The 26,077-nt window shown below is 70.5% G+C and carries 20 protein-coding genes and 2 pseudogenes; 11 read left to right on the top strand and 11 right to left on the bottom strand.

What is annotated here, in order from left to right; genetic code table 11:
* Nucleotides 1-166: 166 nt before the first annotated feature.
* Nucleotides 167-754, top strand: a complete 588-nt coding sequence (locus H295_RS0100515; protein ID WP_020133380.1) for a hypothetical protein — start codon at nt 167-169, stop codon at nt 752-754.
* 253 nt (nt 755-1,007) lie between these two features.
* Nucleotides 1,008-4,868 carry a glycoside hydrolase family 2 TIM barrel-domain containing protein gene (locus tag H295_RS0100510; RefSeq protein ID WP_020133379.1) on the top strand — a complete coding sequence of 1,287 codons (3,861 nt, stop codon included), beginning with the start codon at nt 1,008-1,010 and terminating at the stop codon, nt 4,866-4,868.
* A gap of 54 nt (nt 4,869-4,922) precedes the next feature.
* Here H295_RS0100510 and H295_RS0100505 read toward each other — a convergent pair whose 3' ends face one another.
* The gene (locus H295_RS0100505; protein ID WP_028808904.1) at nt 4,923-5,291 is read right to left on the bottom strand and encodes an ArsR/SmtB family transcription factor; all 369 of its coding nucleotides are present in this window, start codon (nt 5,289-5,291) and stop codon (nt 4,923-4,925) included.
* Between the two features lie 35 nt (nt 5,292-5,326).
* On the opposite strand from H295_RS0100505, the gene H295_RS0100500 reads away from it, so the two are divergent.
* The 5 genes from H295_RS0100500 to H295_RS0100480 all read left to right on the top strand — a co-directional run bounded on the left by H295_RS0100500 (nt 5,327) and on the right by H295_RS0100480 (nt 10,766).
* Nucleotides 5,327-7,306 carry a heavy metal translocating P-type ATPase gene (locus H295_RS0100500; RefSeq protein ID WP_199788544.1) on the top strand — a complete coding sequence of 660 codons (1,980 nt, stop codon included), beginning with the start codon at nt 5,327-5,329 and terminating at the stop codon, nt 7,304-7,306.
* Nucleotides 7,307-7,406: 100 nt separating this feature from the next.
* Nucleotides 7,407-8,927 carry an AlkA N-terminal domain-containing protein gene (locus H295_RS0100495; RefSeq protein WP_020133376.1) on the top strand — a complete coding sequence of 507 codons (1,521 nt, stop codon included), beginning with the start codon at nt 7,407-7,409 and terminating at the stop codon, nt 8,925-8,927.
* 9 nt (nt 8,928-8,936) lie between these two features.
* Entirely contained in the window at nt 8,937-9,419 is a 483-nt protein-coding gene (locus H295_RS0100490) for a methylated-DNA--[protein]-cysteine S-methyltransferase (RefSeq protein ID WP_020133375.1), read from the top strand.
* A gap of 73 nt (nt 9,420-9,492) precedes the next feature.
* Complete coding sequence (locus tag H295_RS44595; protein WP_078616528.1) at nt 9,493-10,362, top strand: FHA domain-containing protein; 870 nt, start codon at nt 9,493-9,495, stop codon at nt 10,360-10,362.
* 20 nt (nt 10,363-10,382) lie between these two features.
* A complete protein-coding gene (locus tag H295_RS0100480) occupies nt 10,383-10,766 on the top strand; it encodes a hypothetical protein (RefSeq protein ID WP_020133373.1) in 384 nt (127 codons plus the stop codon).
* 45 nt (nt 10,767-10,811) lie between these two features.
* On the opposite strand, the gene H295_RS0100475 is transcribed toward H295_RS0100480, so the two are convergent.
* The gene (locus H295_RS0100475) at nt 10,812-11,549 is read right to left on the bottom strand and encodes an SIR2 family NAD-dependent protein deacylase (RefSeq protein WP_020133372.1); all 738 of its coding nucleotides are present in this window, start codon (nt 11,547-11,549) and stop codon (nt 10,812-10,814) included.
* 219 nt (nt 11,550-11,768) lie between these two features.
* Here H295_RS0100475 and H295_RS47065 point away from each other — a divergent pair, with 219 nt between their 5' ends.
* A complete protein-coding gene (locus H295_RS47065) occupies nt 11,769-11,981 on the top strand; it encodes a hypothetical protein (protein ID WP_158691000.1) in 213 nt (70 codons plus the stop codon).
* A 15-nt stretch (nt 11,982-11,996) separates the two neighbouring features.
* Here H295_RS47065 and H295_RS0100465 read toward each other — a convergent pair whose 3' ends face one another.
* The 8 genes and pseudogenes from H295_RS0100465 to H295_RS44590 form a co-directional block, all read right to left on the bottom strand.
* Nucleotides 11,997-13,238, bottom strand: coding sequence for a sugar transferase (locus H295_RS0100465; protein ID WP_020133371.1), 1,242 nt, complete (start codon nt 13,236-13,238; stop codon nt 11,997-11,999).
* Complete coding sequence (locus tag H295_RS45110) at nt 13,235-13,795, bottom strand: RNA polymerase sigma factor (RefSeq protein WP_158690999.1); 561 nt, start codon at nt 13,793-13,795, stop codon at nt 13,235-13,237. The genes H295_RS0100465 and H295_RS45110 overlap by 4 nt, the downstream gene beginning before the upstream one ends.
* Before the next feature lie 595 nt (nt 13,796-14,390).
* Nucleotides 14,391-14,885 (bottom strand): NUDIX domain-containing protein, encoded by a 495-nt coding sequence (locus H295_RS0100455; RefSeq protein WP_020133369.1) that lies wholly within the window; start codon nt 14,883-14,885, stop codon nt 14,391-14,393.
* Between the two features lie 279 nt (nt 14,886-15,164).
* Nucleotides 15,165-15,647, bottom strand: a pseudogene (locus tag H295_RS42510) (ADP-ribosylglycohydrolase family protein); the annotation flags it as partial.
* A gap of 222 nt (nt 15,648-15,869) precedes the next feature.
* The gene (locus H295_RS0100445) at nt 15,870-17,444 is read right to left on the bottom strand and encodes a hypothetical protein (protein ID WP_020133367.1); all 1,575 of its coding nucleotides are present in this window, start codon (nt 17,442-17,444) and stop codon (nt 15,870-15,872) included.
* Between the two features lies 1 nt (nt 17,445).
* On the bottom strand, nt 17,446-19,074 hold the full coding sequence (locus H295_RS0100440; protein ID WP_020133366.1) for a hypothetical protein: 1,629 nt from the start codon (nt 19,072-19,074) through the stop codon (nt 17,446-17,448).
* 59 nt (nt 19,075-19,133) lie between these two features.
* The gene (locus H295_RS0100435; RefSeq protein ID WP_158690998.1) at nt 19,134-19,667 is read right to left on the bottom strand and encodes a hypothetical protein; all 534 of its coding nucleotides are present in this window, start codon (nt 19,665-19,667) and stop codon (nt 19,134-19,136) included.
* A 38-nt stretch (nt 19,668-19,705) separates the two neighbouring features.
* Nucleotides 19,706-22,315, bottom strand: coding sequence for a TIR domain-containing protein (locus H295_RS44590; RefSeq protein WP_028808902.1), 2,610 nt, complete (start codon nt 22,313-22,315; stop codon nt 19,706-19,708).
* Between the two features lie 219 nt (nt 22,316-22,534).
* On the opposite strand from H295_RS44590, the gene H295_RS0100425 reads away from it, so the two are divergent.
* Nucleotides 22,535-22,717, top strand: coding sequence for a hypothetical protein (locus H295_RS0100425; protein ID WP_020133364.1), 183 nt, complete (start codon nt 22,535-22,537; stop codon nt 22,715-22,717).
* A 140-nt stretch (nt 22,718-22,857) separates the two neighbouring features.
* The gene (locus tag H295_RS0100420; protein ID WP_199788543.1) at nt 22,858-24,231 is read left to right on the top strand and encodes a helix-turn-helix domain-containing protein; all 1,374 of its coding nucleotides are present in this window, start codon (nt 22,858-22,860) and stop codon (nt 24,229-24,231) included.
* Between the two features lie 283 nt (nt 24,232-24,514).
* Here H295_RS0100420 and H295_RS47720 read toward each other — a convergent pair.
* Nucleotides 24,515-24,684, bottom strand: a pseudogene (locus H295_RS47720) (ADP-ribosylglycohydrolase family protein); the annotation flags it as partial.
* A 218-nt stretch (nt 24,685-24,902) separates the two neighbouring features.
* Here H295_RS47720 and H295_RS0100415 point away from each other — a divergent pair.
* Nucleotides 24,903-26,021 carry a glycerate kinase gene (locus tag H295_RS0100415; protein WP_020133362.1) on the top strand — a complete coding sequence of 373 codons (1,119 nt, stop codon included), beginning with the start codon at nt 24,903-24,905 and terminating at the stop codon, nt 26,019-26,021.
* Nucleotides 26,022-26,077 lie beyond the last annotated feature (56 nt).

Here is a 26,077-nt window from a genome sequence, read left to right as displayed (position 1 = left end):
GCGGAACGCGCCCAAGGGCGCACAGCGGGCCTGTGTCTCAGGAAAATACCTGGTCAGAGCCGTCCGGCCAGGAGGTGCGGGGCAGGGGCGGGTCACCTGACCGGTTGCGCGCCACGCGGGCGCTTCCCACGGTGGGGCCAACGAAGTCATTTCGAAAGGAACGTGCATGCGCCCCCTCGTCTCCCGCGGCCTTCTCCTGCCGCCCCTGGTCTGTGCCGCGCTGATCCTGGGCCCGGTCGGCACCGCGGCCGCCGTCACCGACGCGGGCCGCGCAGCGTCGAATCCCGGGGTGTCGCAGCCGGTCGCCCCGTCCGACCAGGCCACCCTGGTGGACCGCCTCGACGCACTGGACCGTGCCGAGCACGGCACCGTCCTCGCACCGCTCCTGGACGCGGTCACCGACGTCACGGCGCTGGACGCCACCACCCTCGACGCGGACAGTGTGGCCACCCACGCCAAGGCCGTGGCGGCCGCCAGCGCGCGGGTCCAGCAGGAGCTGCGGCGGCTGAGCGCCACCGACCGGTCCGCGGTCGCCGCCGCCGACCCGGTCTCCGACCTCCTGGCCTCGCTCCAGTCCACGGTCGACGACCTCCTCGGCTCGCTGACCTCGCTGGACCTGGGCGGCATTCTGAGTGCGGTCACAGGACTCCTGGGGGACGTGCTCGGGGCCGTGACCGGACTCCTGGGCGGCGGCCTGCCCTCGCTGCCCGCCCTGCCGGAGGTGCCCGCCCTGCCGGAGCTGCCGGCCACCTGATCCACCGGCAACACCACCGGCAACACCGCACCGCACCACGGCACCCCCGCGTGATCACACGCGGGGGTGCCGCCTGTCGTCATGTCCCCAGGACCTCACAGAATCCTGCACAGTCATTGCCAAGTCATTGCCTGGCGGGCCTTCGGGATCTAGGTTGAGTCGCATCCTGTGCCTCAAAGTCACCATTAGCGCACAGGAATTGACGCTCCCTCAGTACGTACACCGCACTGTCGTCCCGAGGAAGGTTCCGCTCATGCCCCACCCGTACCTGCCCGCCCCCATCAGCCGCAGGCGCCTGCTGGAGGGAGGGGCGGCCGTCCTGGGCGCCCTCGCCCTCTCCTCCGGTCCCCTGGCCGGCCGCGGCCACGCGGTGGACGGTTCCCCGGAGTGGAACGGCGCCATCGACCTCTTCCGGGTGGGAACCGAGCCCCCGCACTCCACCCTGATGCCGTACGCCACCGTGGGCCAGGCGCTGGCCGCCGACCGCACCCGCTCGCCGTACCGGCTGAGTCTCGACGGCAGGTGGAAGTTCGCCTACGCCGACCGGCCCGCCGACCGTGACACCGACTTCTACCGCACCGACGTGGACGACAGGGACTGGGACACCATCCCCGTCCCTTCGGCATGGCAGGTGCATGGCTACGACTTCCCGATCTACATCAACATCACCTATCCCTGGTGGGGCCCCAACGGCCTGGGCGAGGAAGCCCAGCCGCCCGCCGCTCCCACCCGCTACAACCCCGTGGGCCAGTACCGGCGCACCTTCACCGTGCCGAAGGACTGGTCGGGGCGGCGGACCTTCCTGCACTTCGAGGGCGTCAAGTCGGCGCACTACGTGTGGATCAACGGCGCACTCGTCGGCTACCACGAGGACTCCTACACGGCCGCCGAGTACGACATCACCCCGCATCTGAAGCCCGGCACCAACCAGATAGCCGTCGAGGTCTACCGCTACTCCGACGGCGACTGGCTGGAGGACCAGGACATGATCCGGCTGAGCGGCATCTTCCGCTCCGTCTACCTGTACTCCACCCCGGCCGTGCACCTGCGCGACTTCAAGCTGGACACCCCCCTCGGCGACGACTACACCTCCGCGCAGCTCTCCGTCACCGCGAGCGTCCGCGACTACGGCGGCGGCGACGCGGGCCGCTACACGGTCGAGACCCAGCTCTACGACAGCGGCGGCCACGCCGTCTGGTCCCGGCCCCTCCAGCAGGCCGTGACCCTCGACGCCGGCGCCGAGACGACCGTACAGGCGTCGAAAGCCGTGCCCTCGCCGAAGCTGTGGTCGGCCGAGCACCCGAACCTGTACACCGCCGTCCTGCGGCTGCGCGATCCCGCGGGCAAAGTGATCGAGACGCTCTCGCACCGGGTCGGACTGCGGGAGTTCGCGCTCAAGGACGGGCTCATGCGCATCAACGGCAGGCCCGTCTCCTTCCGCGGCACCAACCGTCACGAGATGCACCCCGACCGCGGCACCGCGCTCACCCGTGCGGACCTCGTGAAGGACATCACGATCATCAAGCGGCTGAACATCAACTCGGTGCGCACCTCGCACTACCCCAACAACCCGCAGTGGCTCGAACTCGCCGACGAGTACGGCCTCTACCTCGTCGACGAGACCAACCTGGAGACCCACGGCATCCGCGGCGAGTACCCCGGCGACCACCCCGACTGGAGCAGGGCCTGCGTGGCCCGCGCCCAGAACATGGTCCACCGCGACAAGAACCACGCCTCGGTGGTCATCTGGTCACTGGGCAACGAGGCCGGCGGCGGCAGCACCTTCGTGAACATGCGCGACTGGATCAAGTCGTACGACCCCACCCGTGTCGTCCAGTACGAGGGCGACGACCGGCCCACCATCAGCGACATCCGCTCGGAGATGTACGACAGTCCCGCACGGGTCGAGCAGCACGCCAGGAACACCGCCGACACCCGGCCGTACGTGATGATCGAGTACTGCCACGCGATGGGAAACTCCAACGGCAACTTCAAGAAGTACTGGGACATCATCCGCCGCTATCCCGTTCTCCAGGGCGGCTGGATCTGGGACTTCGTCGACCAGTCCCTCACCGAGCCCGTTCCGGTGCGGCAGTTGCTCACCGAGAGCGGCCCGGGCGCGCTGACGGGTGAAGTCCTGCCCGCGAGCGCCCGGTTCGACCGGGACAAGGGGGTCTCCGGGGCCACCGTCTTCGCCCGCGACCCCCGCCTCGACCTCACCGGCTCGCTGACCCTGGAGGCCTGGGTCACCCCGAAGGTGACGGGCTATCACCAGCCCATCATCGCCAAGGGCGACACCCAGTACGCCCTCAAACAGTCCGACAGGACACTGGAGTTCTTCATCTATGGCGGCGGCCAGTGGATCACCGCCACCTGGGCGCTCCCGGACGACTGGACGGGCCGGGAACACCACGTGGCCGGGGTCTTCGACGCGGCCGCGGGCACCCTGACCCTCCATGTCGACGGCCAGGTCAGGGCCACCCGGACCACCACCCAGAAGCCAAGCCGCACCACCGCCCCGCTCGCGCTGGCCGTCGATGTCGACAACCCCACCAGGGAGTTCAGCGGCACGATCAGGAAGGCGCGCGTCTACGCCCGGGCCCTGAGCGCCGCCGAACTGGCCTCCGACAGCCGGGGACCCGGCGACGAAGGCGTGCGCTTCTGGTTCGACGCGGCGACCGTGGGGCTCACGGAGAAGCGGGCCGCGCAGAAGACCTTCTTCGCGTTCGGCGGCGACTGGGGCGACAACCCCAACGACGGTGCCTTCGTCGCGGACGGCATCGTCACCGCCGATCGCGGCCACACCGGCAAGGCCGCCGAGGTCAAGCGGATCTACCAGGCGATCCAGGCGAGCTGGGCCCCGGGCGGGACGGCGGTGACCCTCACCAACGAGTACCTCTTCACCAACCTCCGCGAATACGAGGGCAGTTGGACGCTGTCCGCCGATGGCAAGGTCGTCCAGCGCGGCAGGCTCACCCGGGACCAGCTGAACGTGGCCCCGCTGTCGAGCAAGGACATCACTGTGCCGTACCGGCTCCCGAGCGCCCCCGCGCCCGGCACCGAGTACTTCCTCCGGCTCTCCTTCACCACCAGGGAGTCCACGCCCTGGGCCCGGTCAGGCTTCGAGGTCGCCGCACAGCAGCTCGCGGTGGACGCGGGAAGCCCGGCGGTGACTCCGGTGCCGCTCGCGGAGGTGCCGGCGCTGACGTACAAGGACACCTCCGCCCAAGTGGCCGTCAACGGCAAGGACTTCTCCCTCGTCGTCGACAAGGGCAGCGGAACCATCACGTCGTACCGGGCCCACGGCACCCGGCTCCTCACCTCCGGTCCCGTGCCCAACTTCTGGCGGGCGCCCACCGACAACGACCACGGCAACGGGCAGCACGTCCGCAACCAGACCTGGCGCGACGCCGGCGCCCACCGCACGGTGACCGGCGTCAGCGTGCGGGCGGTGGGGGAGCGGGCCGTCGAGATCAAGGTGAGCGGCACCCTGCCGACGACCACCGAGTCGTCGTACACCACGACCTACACGGTCTTCGGCAACGGCGAGATCAAGGTGGACAACACCCTGCACCCGGGGGCGAGTTCACTGCCGTACATCCCGGAGGTCGGGACGATCCTGTTCCTGCCGCGCGCGCTCGACCGGCTGCACTGGTTCGGACGCGGCCCCGAGGAGAACCACTGGGACCGCAACGACGGTACGGACGTGGGTCTTTGGTCCGGGACCGTGGCCGAGCAGTGGACGCCCTACATCCGCCCGCAGGAGAACGGCAACAAGACCGACGTGCGCTGGGCCGCGCTGACCGGTCGCGACGGTGTGGGGCTGCTGGTCTCCGGCGAGCCGCTGCTGGAGGTCAACGCCTCGCACTTCACCCCGGAGGACCTGTCCAACGGGGTGCGCCACGACTACCAGCTCACCCCGCGCGACGCCGTGGTCCTCAGGGTGAACCACCGGCAGATGGGTGTCGGCGGTGACAACAGCTGGGGCGCGCACACCCACGACGAGTACAAGCTGTTCGCCGACCGTGACTACGCCTACACCTACCGGCTGCGGCCCCTTACGGATGTGAGCTACGCCACGGCAACCTCGCGGCGGCCGACGGCAACCAACTGACACGACAGGAAGCACGCGGCGTGCGAGGAGTGAGGCGTCCCGTTCAGGGGCGCCTCACTCTGTTTCCGCCTCGGCCGGGTCGCTGAGCCCCAGCCTCAGATGCTCCACGTGGTAGACGGCCTGGTCGAGGAGTTCGGCGACATGGTGGTCGTGCAGCGCGTACACCACCGACCGGCCCTGGCGCTCTCCCACGACAAGACCCAGGTTGCGCAGCAGGCGCAGCTGGTGCGAGCACGCCGACTGCTCCATGCCCACCTCGGCGGCCAACTCCGTGGCGGGCAGCGGCCCTTCGCGCAGCCTCGCGAGGATCAGCAGCCGGGACGGCGTGGAGAGGGCCTGGAGCGTGGTGGCCACCTTGGCGACATTGGCCGCGTCCAGGCGCACGCGCTCTTCGTCGGTGGTGGTGACGGCTCCATGACCCATGGGCGGTATCTTACCCATCACGCATGAACGAATGAATGAGTCTTCATGTGTTCCTGTATGGTGCCGGGGTGTCCACGACTCTCACCCCTGTCCGTGTCCCCCCGACCGCACACCAGGCACCCCGGCACCGCACCCGCATCCTCGCCCTGGCCGAGGCCCGCTGGGCGCTGGCCTCGACCGTCGCGTTCCTGCTCGGCCTGGCGCTGGACCTGAGCGGCATGCCGTGGTGGGCGTACGGCCCGCTCTACGCCGTCGCCTATGCGACCGGCGGCTGGGAGCCGGCCCTGGAAGGGCTCAGGGCGCTGCGCGAGCGGACCCTGGACGTCGACCTGCTGATGATCGTGGCGGCACTGGGAGCGGCCGCGATCGGGCAGGTCCTGGACGGCGCCCTGCTGATCGTCATCTTCGCCACGTCGGGCGCCCTGGAAGCCCTGGCCACCGCCCGTACGGCCGACTCGGTGCGCGGCCTGCTGGACCTCGCGCCCACCCTGGCGACCCGGGTGACGCGGGACGGCGAGGAGACGGTCCCGACAGCCGAACTCGCCGTGGGGGACGTCCTGTTGGTCCGCCCTGGCGAGCGCATCGGCGCCGACGGAGTGGTGGTGGACGGGGCGAGCGAGGCCGACCAGGCCACCATCACCGGCGAACCCCTGCCGGTCGCCAAGGGCCCCGGCGACGAGGTCTTCGCCGGCACCCTCAACGGCACCGGAGCGCTGCGCGTCCGCGTCGGGCGCGACCCCGCCGACTCCGTCATCGCCCGCATCGTGACGCTCGTGGAGGAGGCGTCCCGCACCAAGGCGCCCACCCAGCTGTTCATCGAGAAAGTCGAGCAGCGGTACGCGGTGGGGATCGTGGCCGCCACCCTCGCCGTGTTCGGGGTGCCCCTGCTGTCCGGCGCCGACCTCGCCGACGCGCTGCTCCGTGCGATGACCTTCATGATCGTCGCCTCGCCGTGCGCGGTCGTCCTCGCGACCATGCCGCCCCTCCTCTCCGCCATCGCCAACGCCGGCCGGCACGGCGTCCTGGTCAAGTCCGCGGTCGCGATGGAGCGGCTCGGGGAGGTGGACGCGGTGGCCCTCGACAAGACGGGCACGCTGACCGAGGGAGCGCCGGAGGTGACGGCCGTACGACCGCTGCCGGGGGCCGGCCTCGACGAGGACGAACTGCTCGCCCTGGCCGCCGCGGCCGAGCACCCCAGCGAGCATCCGCTGGCCCGGGCGATCGTCGGCGCGGCACGGGCCAGGGGGATGCGGATCGAGAACGCGACGGACTTCGTGGCCGCGCCGGGGCGTGGGGTGACGGCGGTGGTGGACGGCCGCGAGATCGAGGTCGGCCGGACGGGCCCGGAGGACATCTCCGGCCCCGGTCGTGTGCCCGCGGACGGGGACACCGTCGTCCTGGTGACCCGGGACGGTGTCCCGCTCGGGACCCTCGCCCTCTCCGACCGGCTGCGCTCCGGCGCCCCCGCCATGACCGCCGCGCTCACCGCCCTGACCGGTACCGCCCCCGTCCTGCTCACCGGGGACAACGCGCGGGCCGCCGCCCGGGTCGCCGGGGCCACCGGGCTCACGGACGTCCGCGCGGACCTGCTGCCCGAGAACAAGGTGGAGGCCGTACGGGAGCTTCAGGACGCCGGGCGCAAGGTGCTGTTCGTCGGTGACGGCGTCAACGACGCGCCCGCGCTCGCCGCCGCCCACTCCGGCGTCGCGATGGGCAGGGCGGGCTCCGACCTGGCGCTGGAGACGGCGGACGCGGTCGTGGTGCGCGACGAGCTCGCGACCGTCGCCGCGGTCGTACGGCTGTCCCGGACCGCCCGCCGGCTGGTGGTCCAGAACCTGGTGATCGCGGGGACCTTCATCACCGGACTCGTCCTGTGGGACCTCCTCGGCCACCTCCCGTTGCCGCTCGGCGTCGCCGGGCACGAGGGCTCGACGGTGCTCGTCGGGCTGAACGGGCTGCGGCTGCTGCGCGAGTCCGCGTGGCGGCCCGGACGGGGCCGGGATCTGCGAGGCTGAGCGCGCCGGACCGGCCCGGGCCCAGGCCCCGGCCCTGCTGGGCGAGGTTGATGTCGGATTCTCGCCAGCCCGGGCCCGGGCGGTGGCCCATGCTGGACGTATGCAGACGGGGATGTACACCGAGACCGAGCGCTGTGTGCGCGCCGTGCAGTCCAAGGACGCACGGTTCGACGGCTGGTTCTTCACGGCTGTTCTGACGACCCGCATCTACTGCCGGCCGAGCTGTCCGGTCGTCCCGCCCAAGCCCGAGAACATGACGTTCCATCCGAGCGCGGCGGCCTGCCAGCAGGCGGGTTTCCGGGCCTGCAAGCGGTGCCGGCCCGACACCAGCCCGGGCTCGCCCGAGTGGAACCAGCGGGCCGACCTGGTGGCCCGCGCGATGCGGCTGATCGCCGACGGGGTGGTCGACCGCGAGGGCGTACCGGGCCTCGCCGCCCGGCTCGGCTACAGCACCCGGCAGATCGAACGCCAGCTGCTCGCCGAACTCGGCGCGGGCCCGCTCGCGCTCGCCCGCGCCCAGCGCGCCCAGACGGCGAGGATCCTCATCGAGACCACCCCGCTCCCGATGGCGGACGTCGCCTTCGCGGCCGGCTTCTCCGCGATCCGCACCTTCAACGACACCGTGCGCGAGGTCTTCGCGCTGTCCCCGAGCGAGCTGCGTACCCGGGTGCGGGGGAGGGCGGCGGCGACCGCGGTGGCGGACCCGGTGCCGGGGGCGGCCGGTCCCGGCACACCCGGAGTGCTGAACCTGCGGTTGCCGTTCCGCGCCCCCCTCAACCCCGACAACCTCTTCGGCCACCTCGCGGCGACCGCCGTCCCGGGTGTGGAGGAGTGGCGGGACGGCGCCTACCGACGCACGCTGCGACTGCCGTACGGACACGGTGTGGTGGCCCTCGCCCCGCGGCCCGACCACATCGCCTGCCGGTTGCGGCTGAGCGACCTGCGGGACCTGACCGTCGCCATCAGCCGCTGCCGCCGGATGCTCGACCTGGACGCCGATCCGGTCGCGATCGACGACCAACTGCGCGGGGACCCGGTGCTGGCCCCGCTGGTGGACAAGGCGCCCGGCAGGCGCGTCCCGCGCACGGTGGACGAGGCGGAGTTCGCCGTCCGGGCTGTGCTGGGGCAGCAGGTCTCCACGGCGGCGGCCCGCACCCATGCGGGCCGCCTGGTCACCGCACACGGCGAGCCGGTGGACGACCCGGAGGGCGGTCTCACCCACCTCTTCCCCACGCCCGAGGCCCTGGCCACGCTCGACCCGGCCTCACTCGCGATGCCCCGCACCCGCCGGACCACCTTCACCACCCTGGTGCAGCAACTGGCCGACAGCACGCTCCAGTTGGGCGTCGAGAGCGACTGGTCGGACACCCGGGCCAGGCTGCTCTCGCTGCCCGGCTTCGGCCCCTGGACTGCCGACATCATCGCCATGCGCGCCCTCGGCGACCCGGACGCCTTCCTCCCGACCGACCTCGGAATCCGCCGTGCCGCCCGGGAACTCGGCCTGCCCTCCACCCCGGCCGCGCTCACGGCCCGCGCCGCGGCCTGGCGGCCCTGGCGGGCGTACGCGGTCCAGTACCTGTGGGCGACCGACAGCCACCCGATCAACTTCCTTCCCGTGTGAGGATGTTCCGTGAAGCAGCACACCGTGATCGACAGCCCCTACGGCCCGCTGACCCTCGTCGCCGACGACGGCGTCCTCTGCGGCCTCTACATGACCGACCAGCGCCACCGTCCACCGGAGGAGTCCTTCGGTGTGCCGGACGCGAGTCCCTTCGGTGAGGCCGAGGAACAGCTGGACGCCTACTTCGCGGGCGAGTTGAAGGAGTTCACCCTCGAACTACGGCTGCACGGAACGGAGTTCCAGGCCGCAGTCTGGCAGCAGCTCCGCCGGATCCCGTACGGCGAGACCCGCAGCTACGGCCAACTCGCCGACACCCTCGGCAACTCCAACGCCTCCCGGGCGGTCGGCCTCGCCAACGGCAAGAACCCGATCGGCATCATCCTCCCCTGCCACCGGGTCGTGGGAGCGGACGGCGGCCTCACGGGGTACGGCGGGGGGCTGGACCGGAAGCGGCGGTTGCTGGACTTCGAGCGGGGCGCGGCGCTGTTCTGAGCGGCACCGCGAGGCAGGGAGTCCGCGCGGCACTCCCTGCCCGGCGGTGTATTATGGTGATGAATGGCACGTTATGTGGTGGTTTATGCCTCAACCGCCATGGACAGTACGAGACAGTACGAATCCTCCGTCCACTCCTCACGGGGGTGGGATCATGGCGACTTCTCCAGATCGCTCCGGTCCCCAGCTCACTTTCATTCGTCCCTCGCGTCTGTACGGATCCCCGCTTCGCCTGTCCGCCGCGAGATCGGTGCTCGGGAGGGATCCCGGCTGCGACATCCGGATAGACGATCCGTATGTGAGCGGGAGACACGCGATCCTGAGCCGCTCGGGCGCGGATGTGGTGTTGGAAGACCTCGGCTCAGCCAACGGCACGTCGGTGAACGACCGCCCGCTCGCCGCCCCGCAGGCCCTGCACGACGGTGATGTGCTCACCCTGGGAAGCGTGAGCATCCGCTACGAATGGCCGGAAGGTGCCGCGCGAGAGCGCGAAGCCGCACAGGGCACCGTGATGATGCCGACGGTGGGCAGCGCCCCGCGATTCGACGTGGGTCGGCAGTACGGGGCCAACATCAACAATGTGGGCGGTCACCAGTACGTCGACCAGAGACAGGAGAGCTTTCTCCGGCAGATCGCGGCAGCTCGCACCAGAGCCCGAAGAGTCATTCTGTTCGGGTTCGTCCTGTGCCTGATCGGCTGCGCTGTCTTCGCCTACGGACTTCTGCGATTCATGGGCCGTATCGGGGAGCCGGTGTCCGACAACCCCGATGAATGGCCCGATCCGGGAGACATGTTCGGCGCGGAGATCGGTGGCTTCCCGGTGTTCCTTCTGGGTTGGGTGGCCGCCGGCATCGGCTCGGTCCTGATGATGACCGGGCTGGTGATGCACATCGTCGCCGCCTCGCGTCAACGCTCGTTCGACGCGGCCGTGCGCCGCCAGTGACTCACGGGAGAGGACATCCGGTGACCTTCAACATCGGCAGCCAACAGGGCAACATCAACAACGTCGCCGGCGACCAGACCATCCACGGCGGCCAGCACGGTCAGTTCGCGGCGACCGCGGATCCGCGTGCCATGCTCGGGGTGCTGCGTACGGAACTCGACCGGCTCGCCCTGCCGCCCGATGTCGCGCGGCAGGTGAACACCGAGGTCGAGTCCCTCGACGCCGAACTCGCCTCCCCTGCTCCGGACCGCCCCACCATGGCCGACCGTCTGGTGCGGATCACCAGGCTGGTGACCGCCGCGGGTGCGGCCGTCACCGCCGGCGGGACCCTCGCCGGAGCTCTCACCTCCTTGGCGGCCTGGCTGGGGCCGATCGGTGACTCCGTGCTCCGTGTCATCGGGTAGTGCTCGCGGTAGGGGTCCCAAGCCCCGCCGCCGGGCCGTTTTCGGTCACGGGCGCCCGAACGCCGGGATCCTGTGCAGGAGTTCCGGCAGTGCCGTCCCGATCGGCTCTCGGATCACCTCGTCCGCGCGGTCGTCGTACGGCGTCGGGTCCGCGTTGACGACGACGAGCCGGGCGCCGTGGTCGGCGGCGACTCCCGCGAGGTCCGCCGCCGGCTGGACCTGGAGCGTGGTTCCGACGGCGACGAAGATCTGGCAGGCCTTGCTGATGGCGGCCGCCTGGCCGAGGACGACCGGGTCCAGGCGCTCCCCGAACATCACGGTCGCCGGCTTCAGGACGCCGCCGCAGGACAGACACGGCGGGTCCGGCTCACCGGCCTCGACCCTGCGCAGCGCGTCCTCCATCGGCCCGCGCACCTGGCACGTCGTGCACACCACCTGGCGTGCGGTGCCGTGCAGTTCGAGGACCTTGCGGGCGGGCATCCCGGCGAGCTGGTGCAGCCCGTCCACGTTCTGCGTGATCACCCGCACCGGGACCCCGGACCTCTCCAGCTCGGCGACCGCCACATGCGCGGCGTTCGGCTCGGCGTCGAGGGCCCCGTTCGCGCGCCGCATCTGCCACGAGCGACGGCGGATCTCCGGGTCGCCCATGTAGTAGTCGTACGTCACGAGCTTCTCGGCCTCGGGGTCCTTGCGCCACAGCCCGTTCGGACCACGGTAGTCGGGGATCCCGGAGTCGGTGGAAATACCGGCACCGCTGAGGATCGCGACGAGGGGCTTGGTCATGGTGGCGAGGGTAGGGCGGCGGCTCGGCGAGGGCCAGCGGATATCCGGAGTGCCGTCGGCCCGCCGCCGCGTATAACAAGTTCGCGAGTTCCGGCTCGGTGCCGTCGGGCGTTGCACATAACGACGGGCCCGCGTCACTCACTTGCAACAAGCAAGAAATCGCGGCCCGGGTCGGTCGAGGACCCGAGCCGCGATCTGTACCCCTTGGAGAGGGTCGGCATGGAAAAGGCCGTCAACCGCCAGAAAACAAACGGGAATTCCGCGCGTTCGAAGATCACCCCTGGATCGGTCGGAGCGACTTTCAGTTCGGTCACCGTCAGCGTGGCCAGTGCTTATGCTGCCACCGGGTCGGTCGTGATCACCTGTGTGGCCGGTGGCCTGGGCCTCGCAGTGGTGATCATGCTTCTCATGATATTCGCGGCCGTTCGTTAGACCGTGACCCCGGGGTCACCGCCACACGGTGAGGCAGAGCTGATGCTGATGTGCCAGGCGGTGGCCTCGGGCCGGATCGGGATTGCTGATGAAGGGATTGGAGCCGAACAGCATCCGGGCCACGAGGCGTCCGGTCATCAGTCCGGAAAGACCCTCGTAAAAGGCTCTGTTCGCTGTGACGCGGTGCGGTACCACAATGTCTAGGTAATAGCGCCAGGCATCCGAGCCTTTCGGCAGACCAGCATCGGGTCCGACCGGTTCGTTCCACAACGGTCCGACGATTCCAGGACGGCACGCGAACACCCAGCGGTATTTCTCGGGGTAGGCCTCGGCCATCGCCGGATGCTCGGCCGGTGGTCCGAGCAGGGTGACATCGCCACGGAGCAGGTTCCACAGACGTGGCAACGCGTCCAGACCGGACTCCTGTAGCAGCGCGCCGACCCGGGTCTTGTTCCCCGTGCTGTCCTGAGTTCTGAAGTCGTACAGATGAAAGAGGCGCCCTCCGGCTCCCACCCGGGGACGTCGGACCAGCGTGGGCCCCACCGACGTCATCCGAATTCCGGCCGTGGCGGCCAAGAGCATCGGAAGGGATGTCCACAGCAACGACAGAGAGACGATCACGTCCAGGGCGCGCCGGCCTCTACGCAGGGGCGCAGGGCTGTCGGCCTCCGCGAGCCGTCCGGAGTCGTCTGCCGTCAGCGCCTCGGGCCGGAGGTCTTCCGTCCGGCGCTCGCGCAGCCCTCGGACATGGATGACCGTGAGCAGGACGGCGGGCCCGGACACGCCGAGAGCGACACTCGGAAGCAAGATGTCACGCCACTGGGGCAGGAATCCCTGCCCCAGTGGCGTGAGCCCCAGGCCGAGCAGTGCGACCAGCAGGGCTGTCCCCAGCCGGAACCACCAGTGCCTTCTGCCGGCCCGGGCCGGCGGTGTCCGCGGGGGACGCCGCTTCGGCCTACCCCCGTCACGTTCCGCCGCCGAGGCCAGGTTGAGGAACTCCTGAAGTGCAGTGCTCCCCGACTCGTGATCCCGGAGCACGGCTCGACGAGCCGCCTCCACCTTGATCTCCAGGAGTTTCTGATCGACCTCGGTGTCCGAGATCTCCGTCTCGATCCGCGCGTCCAGCGCATCCCGGAAATCCTGGATCCGATGTCCCACACCGCCGTCTTCCAGCCCGGGGCCCGGAGCGTGTGCGCCGATCGATGTAAGGAGATCATGAATCGTCGCGGCGATGTTGTCGTCGTTACGGGTGCTCATCGTTCCTCCTTACTGCCGTGTCCTTCGACCGCAGCGTTGCTTTCCTGAAGAATGCGATCGAGGTTGATTCTTGCCGACCGCAGGTTGGACCGGACCGTGGCCGGGTTGTCGCCGATGAGGTCGGCTATTTCCGTCGGGCCGAATCCGTCGATGTAATAGGCCATCACCTGTCGCTGCTTGTAGCCGAGTTTGCCCAGGAGTACGAGGACCGACTGTTCCTCGTCCCTCGACGGCGATTCGGGAGAGGCGAGTTCCTCGCTGACGCCCCAGCCTCCCCTGATCGCCCGGGTGGGGGCGTCGAGGTCCCGGACCGCGGAGCGCAGGAAGTGCCGCTCGGCGGCGGTGCGGACCCATGCTCGCGGATGTTCGATCTCGGTCCACTTTTCGAGCGCCTTGAGCATTGCGGTCTGCGCCGAGTCCTCCGCTTCCTCCTGCGAGGCGCCGATCCATCGAAGAAACCCGACCAGTTTCCGGTATTCCCGCCGGAAGAAGCTGTCGAAGTCGTCGCCACTCGGTCCCTGTCGACGCCCCACCGTGCATCCCTCCTCAATGGTCATGCACACCTGATGCAAAGGAGTGACATGACCAAGAGGCATCGTGTGATGCGGATGGCGGCGTTCGACCGCAAGTTCCTTAAACCGTGAGTCAGTTCGGGTTCTGGTGCGCTGGTGATCGGTTCGGGGGCGACATCGGAACGCGGGCTGTTCGATTTCGAACAAACGCTGGAGTTCGCGATATCGCGGAAGGAGGCCGGGTCCGCGGGACGCCAAGGGGTGTGCCGTCGGTCCGACGGTGAACCTCATGGCGTCCCGACTCGGCGAACTGTCCACGGTCGGTCTCCTCCCCCCGTTCGTTCCGAGCCCGGTCTCAGGCGGCTGTCGGGCGTCGCTGCCGCGTGGCACCGCCGCCGGCCGCTGCCGGGTGAGGCGACTGCCTGTTGCCTCCACACGTGAGTGGCACGGGGCGCGCCGAACGTGCAGTGGCGTCCGGACCTTTTTTGAAATACACAGCGTCCGGGCGCGGATTCAGGGAGTGACGGCGATGGGCAAGCAGTGTCAGGAGGGGCTTGTCGGGGCCGAGTGGCGGGGCTCGGACGGGGGCGAGGACGACGCTCTGAACCCGGGATTCGGTCTACCGGCCCGGCCTGGTGGATCAGCCCACCCGGTGCCCGTTCTCCAGTTCCACCGCCCCGGACCCTTCCGCCAGGACGTCCAGCGCGGTCACGACTCGGCGGCCGAGGGCGCCCGGAAGGTGGTCGGTGAGTTCCTCGCGCGGGACGAGGCGCCAGGACAGCAGCTCCTCCTCCTGGAGGCGGATCGACTTGAAGTCGCTGTCGGCGAGGACTCCGCCGTCGTACAGGTAGGCGACCAGCGGCGGCCGGGCCTGCGTACCGGGCACCCAGTCCACCGCCAGCAGGCGCCCGAGTTCGCGGTCCAGGCCGATCTCCTCCGCGGTCTCGCGGCGCGCGCCCTGACGCGGGGTCTCGCCCTCGTCGGACTCGACCGTACCGCCCGGAAGCGCCCAGCCCTCCCGGTAGTTGGGCTCGACGAGCAGCACCCGTCCCTCCGCGTCACGGAAGAGGGCGGCGGCACCGGCGAGGACCCGTGGGAGACCGGCGATGTACGTGGCGAAGTCCTGAATGGTCACCCTCGAAGGGTAACCAGCCCTTGCGAACCCCTCCGGCGGCCCAGCGGCGGCACCCCCACCGGCTCCCACCGGCTTCCCCTGCCCACCAGCGGATCTCCGGTGCTCATCGGCACCGTCGGCTCATGGCTCACCTCAGCCGGTAGTGGTCACCGCGAAAGGGGGCTGCGGGCCCGGGGAGTATGTGACGGCACCCCCAGCGGCTCCCTCCGCCCTCGTCGGCTTCCCGGGTTCCCAGCCGCCCCGACGAACCCCCTCAGCCAGCCCCCTCCGTCCCCACCACCGCACCGTCCGCTCCGCCAGTTCGCTGATGCGGGACCCGTCGAAGCCGAACACCGCACTGCGCACCCGGTCCTCCAGCGGTTCCTTCCTCTGCGCCGGGATCGTCTCCGCGCCGTTGAGCACCTCGGCCACTGAACCCGCCTTCGCACCGTTGGAGTCGGTGTCCAGGCAGCCCCGGACCGTCAGCGTGATGGAGCGGGTGAAGTCGCCGTCGCCGTAGAGGAGTTCGGCGGTCAGGACGGCCGCGTCGGGGATCGTGTGGATCGAGCCGACCCCCGCGGTCTCCTCCGCGACCGTCGTCAGGGTTTCCTCCCAGGTCAGGCGGGTGTCATGGAGGGAGACCACCCACCGTACGGTCCGGGCAAGCCGGCCGTTCGCGGGGATCACCGCGAACGCCGGGCCCATGGCCTGCCGCACGGTGTCGACCGTGAACGCGGCTGAGATCAGTGCCGCCGCCCACATAGCCCCGTACACGCTGAAACCCCGTTCTCAGAGCTCCCCTGGAAGGGTCAGGAAACGACTCAGGGGGGAACGATGACACCCCCTGAGTCAACCTCACACTGATTGAGCCAGGTCGGGTAGAGCCGAGAAGCCTCTCGCCGCATGGTGTCGTGCGGGTGGTCCATGCCGCGGGCCGCTCTTGGCCGCGACTCGGTCGGCTTGCGTCGGAACAGAGCCTGTAAGCGGTCCCGCTGCTTGGGGATCCTACGGCTGGTACTGCATCCGTGTCGTCGACGGGCCGAAACGGACTTCCTCTCCGGCGAGATGAGCGAGGCTGAGGTTCAGCAGTTCCTGGCGCTCGGCGAGGAAGCCGGCGTCCTCCACGAGCGCCGGGCTGTCGACGTACATCTCGGCGAACGCGGCCTTGTGCACCCGTACACCCGCGTGGGACAGCGGTCGGATCAGAAGGGCGGGGAGGCTCTCGTCGGGAGTCTTGACTGTGCCCACCAGGAAGGGGACCACGCGGCCGAACGACTCGATCCGCAGGAACACGTGGTGGAAGCGGGCGTCGGGTCGGCTGAGCCACAGGTCCAGGTGTGGGGCGAGCGGCACATCGAGCAGGAGCGCGGTGGTGCGTGGCCAGGTGCCCTGTAGCCAGGGTGCCAGGTGGGGTTCGGCGAACAGGGACAGGGGAGCGACGGAGAACACGAGGAGCGCCAGGTCCGTGAGCGCTTCGGGGCCGGGGAGCTCCAGCAGTTCGACGACGTGTCCCGTCGGCTCGACCACCGTGCGCCGGGCCACCGTGGTGATGCCGGCGGTCCAGGGCGAGGAGTCCGGCGTCATCGTGTAGTTGGCGGCGAGCGCGGCGGTTCGGCGGTGGGTGAGGAACAGATGGGGGTCGGTCAGGTCGGCCACCATCAGTTCCGGATTCGTGCCGCGCGGCAACAACCGCGCCGGGAGTGGCGGTGCCACGGTGAACGCCTCGCTCTCCGCGTTCCCCAGCACGACACTCGCGACCTCCGACTGCCGTCTGCGGTGGCCTGGTCGGAGGTCCAGCCGACCGCCGACGCGGTGGGCCTCGGCGAGCAGCGCGGGGGTCAGTTCGAGGTGTTCGTCGAGCGTCAGCGTCAGGAGCCCGGCTGTGCGCAGCGCGTCCGCGGTGGTGTCGTACATGACCTGATTGACCCGCTGCCACACGTCCTCCAGCGCGGGATCGAACAGCTTGGCGGAGAGAGATGCGGCGGTGATCAGTTCGTGCAGTCGGTCGTCCTGTTCCGCCTCGGCGGTCAGCAGGGTCACGGCCTGCTCCCAGTTGGGCGGGCGTCTGCGGAGGAGCGCGAACCGGGAGTCGGGCAGGTCACGGTCACGGATGTCCGCGAGCGAGAAGTTGCGCAGACCGGCGCGGAGAGCGGTGGCGATGGCGGTCGTCTGCATGCAGGCACGGCACAGCGTGTGCGCGGCGTGAAAACGGAGATAGGGGCTCTTGACGCCGCCGACCAGGCTCTCCAACGCGTCGTAGTGGGGGCCGTATTCTGGATACCCGCGCACGAGGTCGGCACGCGTCCAGGCGAGCGCGGCGGCGGGCAGCCAGGACGCGAAGGCCTCCTGCACGTTGGTGCTCGCTCGGGTCAGCAGCCCGGCCGACTCCCTGTACCGTGCCTGCCCGGTGGCCTTGCCCAGCTCGTGGTAGACACGGGCGACAGCGCCGTAACTCGTCGAATCCTGCAGCTGTTTGTGGTGTGACTCGTGCGCCGAAGCGAACTGCGTGCTCCTGGGATCGTCGCCGGGCTGGGAGATCCACCAACCGTCGTGGTCGAAGGCGCCCGAGGATGTACCCATGTCAGGCCGCCCAGAAGCCGATGACGGCTTCCTCGCCGACGAGATGACCGACCACGACGGGGACCAGATGCTGCTCGTCGCGGCCGAGCACAGCGAGATCCGACCGCAGCCGCTCGCCCGAGGCGTAGTGGATCCAGCTCGCCATCGCCTGGCCCGCGGCGAAGCTGCACGGCAGCAGCAGAAGCGGATCGTCGCCCAGCCGCACACATAGGACGAAGGACTCGTGCCCCCCGTCACGTACGGCGATCAGCGCGTACCGCAGGGGATGACCGGACTCCAGCAGGAGCGGCACGGTACGTCGGGGGAGGGTGTCGAACAGCGCCGTCGTCTCGCCCAGTGTGCGCAGCCTCGGCAGCCAGGCGGTGGCCCAGGTTCTCCGAAGGCTGCACGCGAGCGAGTAGTTCACCACGACGCCCAGGTCAGTGCCCGCCGCCGGGATCTCGGCGAGCTGCCCCGGGTCGTCGACGACGAAGAGCTCCACCGGGCGCCCGGTGCGCTCGTCCGCCGGCACCAGGACGGCCACCACGGGAGTGAGGGGGGCGAGATCCGCGAGATGGCCGGCGTCGAGGTCGAACTGCACTCGCAGGCGCTCCAGGGAGCGGACGCAGACGTACACATGCGTACGAGGGGACGCGCCCGATGTCAGCGCGGTGGCCCCGCGGTCGGCCCAGCGCCGGACCCTCGCCGGGCGGGGCGTGCGCAGCGTGAGATTCTCCAGCTCGAACAGGCTCAACGCGTCCGTGTGGAAACTGCCGGGCGGGACGAAGATCCGCTCCGCCTCCGGGACGACCCCGCGCAGGATCTTCAAAGTCTCCTCACTGGCCGCCATCATTGCCTCGATCGTCGGTGTGGCGAAGCCCAGTTCGCGCAGCGCGCTGGACGCCGTGGTGAATGTGACCGCCTGGAGCCGGTTCCAGACCTCGGTGCCGAAGGCGCCGACACCCTCGATGTCGGCGGTGGCCGTGTGCCGTAACTGCTCCCACACTTCGGAGCCGAGGGCGTCGGCCAGCATCCGTTCCAACTCCGTCCACAGGCCGGTGTTCTGCCTGCGCAGGGCGCGGAAACGGGCGTCGGGACTGTCTGAGTCGCGCAGGACCCGTGCGGGCGGGGAGAATCTCGCGAAGCCGCACTCGGCCAGCCGGTCCAGGATCGGCGTCTGCATGCACGCCATCAGCGCGCTCTCGACCGCGACGCCGTGCCAGTAGGGGAGCGTCTCCGGATCAGGGCCGGTCCGCTGGGCGAGTTCATGGAAGCGGACGTACTCCGGATAGTCGGCGAGCAGCTCCTCCGGCGTCAGCTCGGAACGTGAGCAGATCCCGAGGACCGAGGCGTGGGTGGCGTACGCCTCATGGGTGGTACGGCAGCGCTCGACCAGCTCTCGAAGCGTGTCGAGGTAGGTCGGATCGCCGGTCTTGAGGTGGGCGACATGGAAGGCGAGCAGCGCCGTGCCCCAGGCACTGGAGGCATTGAGCGCGGCATGCTCCGCCTCGTGCTGGGTGGGCATCATGGCACGCAGGAGGCCTGTCCCGGCTACGTGGACCACGTTCCAGCCACTGTAGGCGTACGAGCCGGTCATGACATGGGCGTCTGGACTGGTCAGGCCCAGGACATGCGAGAGGTGGCCGTCCACCGGGACTCCTTTCTGTACGAGTCCGTACGAGTCGATCGTCGACGAGTCGGCCCGACGCCTCAGTTCCGGTCTTGGGCGGCCGGCGGCGGTTGCACGCTCAGCGTGGTGCCGCTGCTCGCGGCGAAGGAGGAGTGGAGCCCGGAGGCTGCGAGTTCCTCGCCGAACTCCCTGAAGTCCTCGGCGTTGATCTCCGTCACGAGATCGTCGGGGAGAACGAACGGCCCCGGGCGCAGCCGCAGTTCGAGCCGGAGCCCCGTCTCTCCCACCGTGACGGAACTGGCCTGCAGATACGCGACCGCGGGCAGGCAACGGGCCGCCAGCGTGACGGAGGTGGTGTCCGACACGGCGCCGGAGTTGACGATCGCCGCGGCGAACACCGCTTGCAGCAGCCGTTCCCGATTGCCCGGTGTGCCGAGGTCGACCCAGCTTCGGTCATCGGTCAGCTCCAGTCGCTCCTTCGTGTGTTCGCGTCCGCTCTCCCACGACAGTCCGCACACGCGGGTGACCGCGTGAATGAACTCACCGTCGTCCACGGTCGTCACCGTGGCGGCAATGCGCTCGAGTTCCGCGCGGTGCAGGCGGTCACCGTCCACCTGGGCGGCCTTCTTGAGGGCGTCGATAGAGTCGTCGGTCACTGTTCCGTGCTGCCTTTCTTCGGGTTCGGCCGGTCGAGCCACCGGCGTACGCGGGCCAACTCCTCCTCGAAGCGCCCAGGATGACGTTCCGAGACCCGCTCGTAGTGGACAAGCGCCGCTGCCGCGAACTCCCGGGCGTCCGTGGGACGCCCTGCCCGCGCCGACAGCAGGGCGAGGTTGTACGAGGTCGCCGCGAGTTGCGGCTCATAGGCGTCTGGGCGTGCGGTGGCCAGTTCCTCACGCAGACAAAGGGCCTGCATGCCGACCTCCAGGGCCTCCTGCGGGTCGGTCGTCAGGGTGGCGAGGGTGTCCAACGCGTCGGCGCGCAATGACAGATGGGCCGGCCGGTTGGCCTCGACCAGCGTGCCGGTGAGCCACACCGCCTGCCGCGCGTGTGCGAGCCCGGTCACCAGGTCGCCCTGGTGGCCCGCCCGGATGGCTTGGTTGTTGAGGGCGGTCGCCAGTCCCGCTGAATGCCGTCGATCGGTGCTCGGCGGAAGAGCGCGGTACCGCTCCACGGCAGCTGCGCCCGCAACGAGGGCTTCCGTGTGTCGGCCGGTGTCGCTCAGCAGCAGGGCCAGAACGGCCTGTGCCTCGGCGAGTTCGGGCAGGAGCAACGGGTCGGTGGTACTCAGCGAGGAGTAGAGGCCGACCGCCTCCTCGGCTGCCGCCAGAGCCTCCTCCAGGCGTGTGCCCAGATAGCTGTGGCGCCCTGCGAACCGGCGGGCGAGCAGCGCGGCCTTGCGTGGATCGCCGTCGGCGCGGGCGTAATGCGCGGTGCGTGCCCACCGGGTGATGTCCGCCGCGAGTTCGGCCAGGACCACGCTGCGCTGCGGCAGCGCCGCCAACGCCGCCTCCAGTACGGCCGGTTCGGCATCCCGGAGCGTGGCGGCGATCTCCGCGACGAACGCGGCGGGTTCCTCCAGGGTGAGCGTGACATCCAGCGCCAGCGGCGCCAATCGGCCGGGATCGGTGCGCAGGGAAGCCGCGATACGGCCCTCCATGCGGCGATCCCGGGCGATCGCGCGCCCCAGGACGGTGAGCGCCCTGACGGCCTGTGTGTCGGACACCGACCGCAGACACTCCAGGAAGTCCGGATACCGGATCACCACCTGCGCGGCTTGGACCTCGCCGAGCCGACTCGGCCGCAGGGCGTTGAGCGCTGCCGGCCCTTGGTACATCGACTGGGCCCATCCGATGTACTTCTCCACGGTCCACCCCTCGGCCCCACGGAACGCCGGCAGCGCGCCCAACGTCCTGACGGCCTCGGTGTGGTCGGCAGCACCGAAGAGCGTGGCGGCGGCGGCCGTCTGGTGGAACCGGCCGGGATCCGCGGGCGCCAGCTGAAACGCCTCGGCCGTGCGCAGCCAGTATCCGCGTTCGAGATCCAGCAGGCGGCCGAAGACGTCGGGCCGCGCCACTGACGAACCGTTCACCCGGCCCCCGTTCAGGTCCAACACGCTTTCCAGTGCGGCGCTGTGCAGATCGAGTGGGCTCTCGAAGGGCTGCCGTGCGGGGACCGGCGGTGGGAATGCGGGCAGGGCGATGTTCAGCCGGGTGGCGAAGGCATCCATGGCGCGAGCGAACTCCCGCTCGCGTGCCGCTTGTTGTAAGTCCGGCGCGGACAGCGACATGGTTTCGACCCGGCCGTGCAGATCCGCCGCCCGGTCGTCGTCGACCTGGATCCGGTCGAGCCAGTCCCCACCCGAGCGCGCGAGCAGCAGCAGCCGGACCGGCGGCGCCGCACCAGGCCGCCGGGCCAGAGCGGTGAAGGCGGCGGACAGTTCCTCCTGGCGCGACTCGGCGGCGTCGAACACGAGGAGGGTGGGCCGGACCAGGCCGTGGATCCGCTCCAGGACCGACGGCGAGGCGCCCGGAGCGACGAATCCCGCCGTCCACTTCTCCCTCCGTACTCGCTCGCACACCTCGCGGGCCAGCCGGCTCTTGCCCTGCCCCGCGCCCCCGGTGAGCAGGAGCACAGGCGCCGACGCCTCCCCCTCGCACCAATTCAGCAGGGCCTCCAGCCCGCGCCGCCCCGTGGGCTCTTCGAAGGGGACGACCTGGTGCTCGGGACGCAGCAGGGCGCTGGGCAGACCCCAGGGAGGTGCGACGGGAGGGCGTTCCAGCAGGACGTCCAGCCGGAGGTCCGGAACCCACCGCTCCACCACAGCGGCCAGGCGCTCCAGATCGGTGTCGGCGGAGCGGTGATGCAGCCGTACACCGTGTTGGTGGGCCAACTGCTGTATCTCCGGTGGGAGTTGCTCGGCCTGTGGGGCGGGTGCGCCGGTGACGTACACGGGGATGACGTGCAAGCCCTCCGCGAAGGCCAGTTCGATCTCCCGGCGTACCCAGTCCTCCGGCTGCCACAGGCGCCGCCCGCCCTCGGCGTCGCGGGTGTCCAGCCAGCTCCTGCCGATGACGGCGATCAGCACGGAGCACTCCTTGAGGCGGCCCAGGATCTGGTCCCGGAAGTCCCTGCCCGGAGTGTTGGAGCGACTGGCACGGAACACGTTGTCGGGGCCGAGCCGCTCCTTGAGGAGCCGGTCGACGAGGACCGCCACGTAGGGCTCGTCGGAGTTGCGGTAGTTGATGAAGACTCCGGTCACCCCGACGGCACCTCGCATCGAGTCGGATCGAGTCGGACCGCGTTCGGTGAACGCTACTCGTAGTGGCAGATCACCTCCAATGATCCGTTATCACCGGCGGTTTGGAAGCCCCTGCTCGGTGTTGCCTGTTGCCAGTTCGGCCTGACGATTGGCAACCCCTTCAGCCGGGTGGGGAGCGAGCAGACGCTGAAGGCACCTACCAGGGGAGGTGGCAGCTCCGTGGAACGGATCCCGAGCGGAAACAAAGGCCTGATCGCCACATTGGGGTGGCTGGTCAACGCACACCAGCTGGTCGCCCTGTTCACCTACGCGGGACGGTCGGGCCACGGCACCGAAATGGTCCTCGGCGGGCTCGCCCTGTGGCTTCTGCTGCGCGGCGGATCGCGGTCCGACTCCCGATGAACGGGCCGTCGAGCACGTCTTGTCCGGAGAGATCTCTTGTGTCACCGTTCAGTGACACCCCGTGTTCATGGCGGCGTGGTCCCGTGGGCCGCTTCCCCGCCGGGGGTTCGGGGACGCCTCGTCGTGAGCCGGGAGCCGTGGTGGACGTCAGGGATTCCTTCGGACCAGCGCTTCGGCAGCGCCGGATGGCGGTCGGTGTGTCACTGGCCGTGCTGGCCGGCCGAACCCACTACAGCAAGGGCTACTTGAGCCGCGTGGAGACCGGGGGCAGGCGGCCCACGGCAGCGCTGGCCCGCCGCTGCGACGCGGCCCTGGGCGCCGAGGGCGAACTGGCCGCCCTGGTTCCCCCGGACCGCACCGACGCCGGACCGACGGCTCCGGCGCCCGGCACCGAAAGCATCGCGGGCCTCGACGTCCACGCGGGCCTCGAAGCCGACGCAGCCAACGATGACGAGATATGGATCATGGGCATGGGCCAAGGCGGTTCGATCTGGTTTCAACCCGCCGACCGGCGGCAGGTGGTCGGCATCGGCGCGGCCTCCCTGCTGTCGCTCGGCCTGGCGGCCCCCGGGGCGTCGGCACCGAAGGGGCTGGACGCGGAGACGACGGTGTCCACGTTCGCCGAACTCTTCCCGCTCGTGCGGCGCCTGGGCCAACGAGCGAGCCCTGCCGCCGTCCTGCCCTCTCTCATCGCCCAGACCCACACGCTCCAGACCGTCGCCGAACACGCCGACGGCTGTTGGCGGTCGGAGAGTTACCTGCTCGCCTCGCGTTATGCCGAGTACGCGGGCTGGATGGCGCAGGAGGCCGGACGGGACGACATGGCGATGTGGTGGACCGACCGGGCCGTCGTCCTCGCCAAACGCGGCGGCGACCTCGAACTCGCCGCCTACGGACTCGTCCGCCACGCCCTGATCAGGATGAACGCCGGGGACGCCCTGGCCACGATCGCCCTGGCCCGGCGGGCCCAGGACGCACCCGCGGCGGGTCCCCGGGTCCGGGGCCTGGCCGCCCTGCGCGAGGCACAGGGACACGCACTGGCCGGCGCCTACGGGGAGTGCCGACACGCGCTGGACCGGGCACGCTCCCTGCTCGACGACTCGCCGAGCGACGAACCCACTCGCGTCCTGGGCACGTCGAGCGGCGGGGACCCGGTGTCGCTGGCCACCGCCGGATGCCTGTACGACCTCGGCAGGCCCGCCGAGGCGGCCGAGATGTTCGACCGGGAACTGAGCGCCATACCCGACGAGTCCCGTCGGCTCAAGACCCGTTGGGCGACTCGGCAGACGCTCGCGCGGGCGGCCGCGGGGGACATCGACCACGCCTGCGTGCTGCTGCGCGAGCTGCTCCCCGGTTTCGCCGCCACCGCTTCCTGGAGCATACGGACCGATCTCCTGGCTCTCGCCCGGGTGTTGGCCCGCCGCTGCGACCAGCCTGCGGTGCGGGAGGTGTATCCCCTGCTCACCGCGATGCTGCACACCCCGCACCCCGACGACCGTGCGAGTGGATCATGACCGTTGCCGAAACAGGCCCGACGGCAACGAGAACGACCCAGCAGCTTCCAGCCCTCGGTTGCCCGGCTGTCGGAGGACTCGCTTGCCGGAGAGGTCGCCCAGGACTCGGCACCGGGGTCGATCGGCCACAATGCCCAGCTGATTCGGTCGGCATCGAGTACGGCGTTGGCTCGACGAACGATCGAAAGGGGGCTACGGGCGCAGGGCGAAGGAGGCCAGCCGGTCGAGGTCGACGACTGCCGCGGTGGGCCGGCGGGAGGTTGGAAGCTCGACGTCGGACGCGGTAGTCGGTCAGGGGCAGGGCGGCGGCCCGCCGCAGAGAGCGGTCGATCCGGTCCCGCGTCCAGAGGTCGCGCTGCTCGACGGGCTTGTGGAACATGTGCCCGCCATCCGGCCCAGCCGGCCGCCGAGGACGCGGTCGGCGAGCTCCGGCTCGGGCGGCCGGGTGTCCACTGGGGTCGTAGCTCCGGTTTACCCCATTCCGGCGAGCCGCACAGAGGGGCGCAGTAACCGCCCGGTGCCTTCGCGGTGCCGTCTCAGCGCCTCTCAGCGCCTCTCAGGGACTGGGCGGTGCATGACGCCAGGGGTGGTCTCCGGTTAAGGTCGCAGCGGCGCGACTGGCCTTGACGTGCGCGAGGCCCGGAGAGCAAGGGGAAGACGTGACACAGCGCGTGCTCATCGCCGCGGACAAGTTCAAGGGCTCGCTCACGGCCGTACAGGTCGCGGAGCGGGTGACGGCGGGGCTGCGCCGGGTCGTGCCCGACCTGGAGGTCGAGGCGCTGCCCGTCGCCGACGGCGGTGACGGCACCGTCGCCGCCGCGGTCGCGGCCGGATTCGAGCGTCGGGAGGTGGCGGTCGCCGGGCCCCTCGGGCAGGAGATCACCGCCGCCTTCGCGGTGCGCGCGGAGACCGCCGTCGTCGAGATGGCCGAGGCCAGCGGCCTTCAGCGGCTGCCGGCAGGCGTCTTCGCCCCGCTCACGGCATCGACGTACGGCTCCGGAGAGCTGCTGCGCGCCGCGCTGGACGCGGGTGCCCGCACCATCGTGTTCGGGGTCGGCGGCAGCGCCACGACCGACGGCGGCGCCGGCATGCTCTCGGCCCTCGGCGCGCGCTTCCTGGACGCCGACGGCGAGCCCGTCGCCCCCGGCGGCGGAGGCCTCGCCGACCTCGCCACGGCCGACCTGTCGGGCCTGGACCCGCGGCTCGCGTCCGTCGAGTTCATCCTCGCCAGCGATGTCGACAACCCGCTGACCGGCCCGAAGGGCGCTCCCGCGGTCTACGGCCCGCAGAAGGGCGCTTCCCCGGACGACGTCCAGGCCCTCGACAGCGCCCTCGCCCACTACGCGAAGGTCCTGGAGGCCGCCGTCGGTGCGAAGGCCGCCGAGTACGCGGCCTCGCCGGGCGCGGGTGCGGCCGGCGGCATCGGCTACGGCGCCCTCCTCGTAGGGGCCCGGTTCCGGCCCGGCATCGACGTCATGCTCGACGTCCTCGGCTTCGCGCCCGCGCTGGAGTGGGCCGACCTGGTGATCACCGGGGAGGGCTCGCTCGACGAGCAGACCCTGCACGGAAAGGCCCCTGCGGGCGTCGCCGCCGCCGCCCGCGCCAAGGGCAAGGAGGTCGTCGCCGTGTGCGGTCGCCTCGCGCTGCCGCCGGAGGCCATCGGCAGGGCGGGCATCCGCCGCGCCTACCCGCTCACCGACGCCGAGCCCGACATCCAGAAGTGCATCTCCGAGGCGGGCCCGATCCTGGAGGACGTGGCGGAGCGGATCGGCCGGGACTTCCTGGTCTGAGGCCGGCCGGGCCGGTCGCCTGCCGGACTTCCACGTAGGCGAGGCCGCGGCAGGCG

The sequence above is a fragment of the Streptomyces sp. 351MFTsu5.1 genome, assembly GCF_000383655.1.
GTDB classification, from domain to species: domain Bacteria; phylum Actinomycetota; class Actinomycetes; order Streptomycetales; family Streptomycetaceae; genus Streptomyces; species Streptomyces griseorubiginosus.
Note: the sequence above shows the minus strand (reverse complement) of the source record. Positions and strands in the feature narration are given on the sequence as shown.

Coding starts and splice junctions, on each gene's coding strand:
- H295_RS0100515 (WP_020133380.1), top strand. CDS start 167: ATGCGCCCCCTCGTCTCCCGCGGCCTTCTCCTGCCGCCCCTGGTCTGT.
- H295_RS0100510 (WP_020133379.1), top strand. CDS start 1,008: ATGCCCCACCCGTACCTGCCCGCCCCCATCAGCCGCAGGCGCCTGCTG.
- H295_RS0100505 (WP_028808904.1), bottom strand. CDS start 5,291: ATGGGTCATGGAGCCGTCACCACCACCGACGAAGAGCGCGTGCGCCTG.
- H295_RS0100500 (WP_199788544.1), top strand. CDS start 5,327: ATGAGTCTTCATGTGTTCCTGTATGGTGCCGGGGTGTCCACGACTCTC.
- H295_RS0100495 (WP_020133376.1), top strand. CDS start 7,407: ATGCAGACGGGGATGTACACCGAGACCGAGCGCTGTGTGCGCGCCGTG.
- H295_RS44595 (WP_078616528.1), top strand. CDS start 9,493: ATGTGGTGGTTTATGCCTCAACCGCCATGGACAGTACGAGACAGTACG.
- H295_RS0100475 (WP_020133372.1), bottom strand. CDS start 11,549: ATGACCAAGCCCCTCGTCGCGATCCTCAGCGGTGCCGGTATTTCCACC.
- H295_RS47065 (WP_158691000.1), top strand. CDS start 11,769: ATGGAAAAGGCCGTCAACCGCCAGAAAACAAACGGGAATTCCGCGCGT.
- H295_RS0100465 (WP_020133371.1), bottom strand. CDS start 13,238: ATGAGCACCCGTAACGACGACAACATCGCCGCGACGATTCATGATCTC.
- H295_RS45110 (WP_158690999.1), bottom strand. CDS start 13,795: ATGACCATTGAGGAGGGATGCACGGTGGGGCGTCGACAGGGACCGAGT.
- H295_RS0100445 (WP_020133367.1), bottom strand. CDS start 17,444: ATGGGTACATCCTCGGGCGCCTTCGACCACGACGGTTGGTGGATCTCC.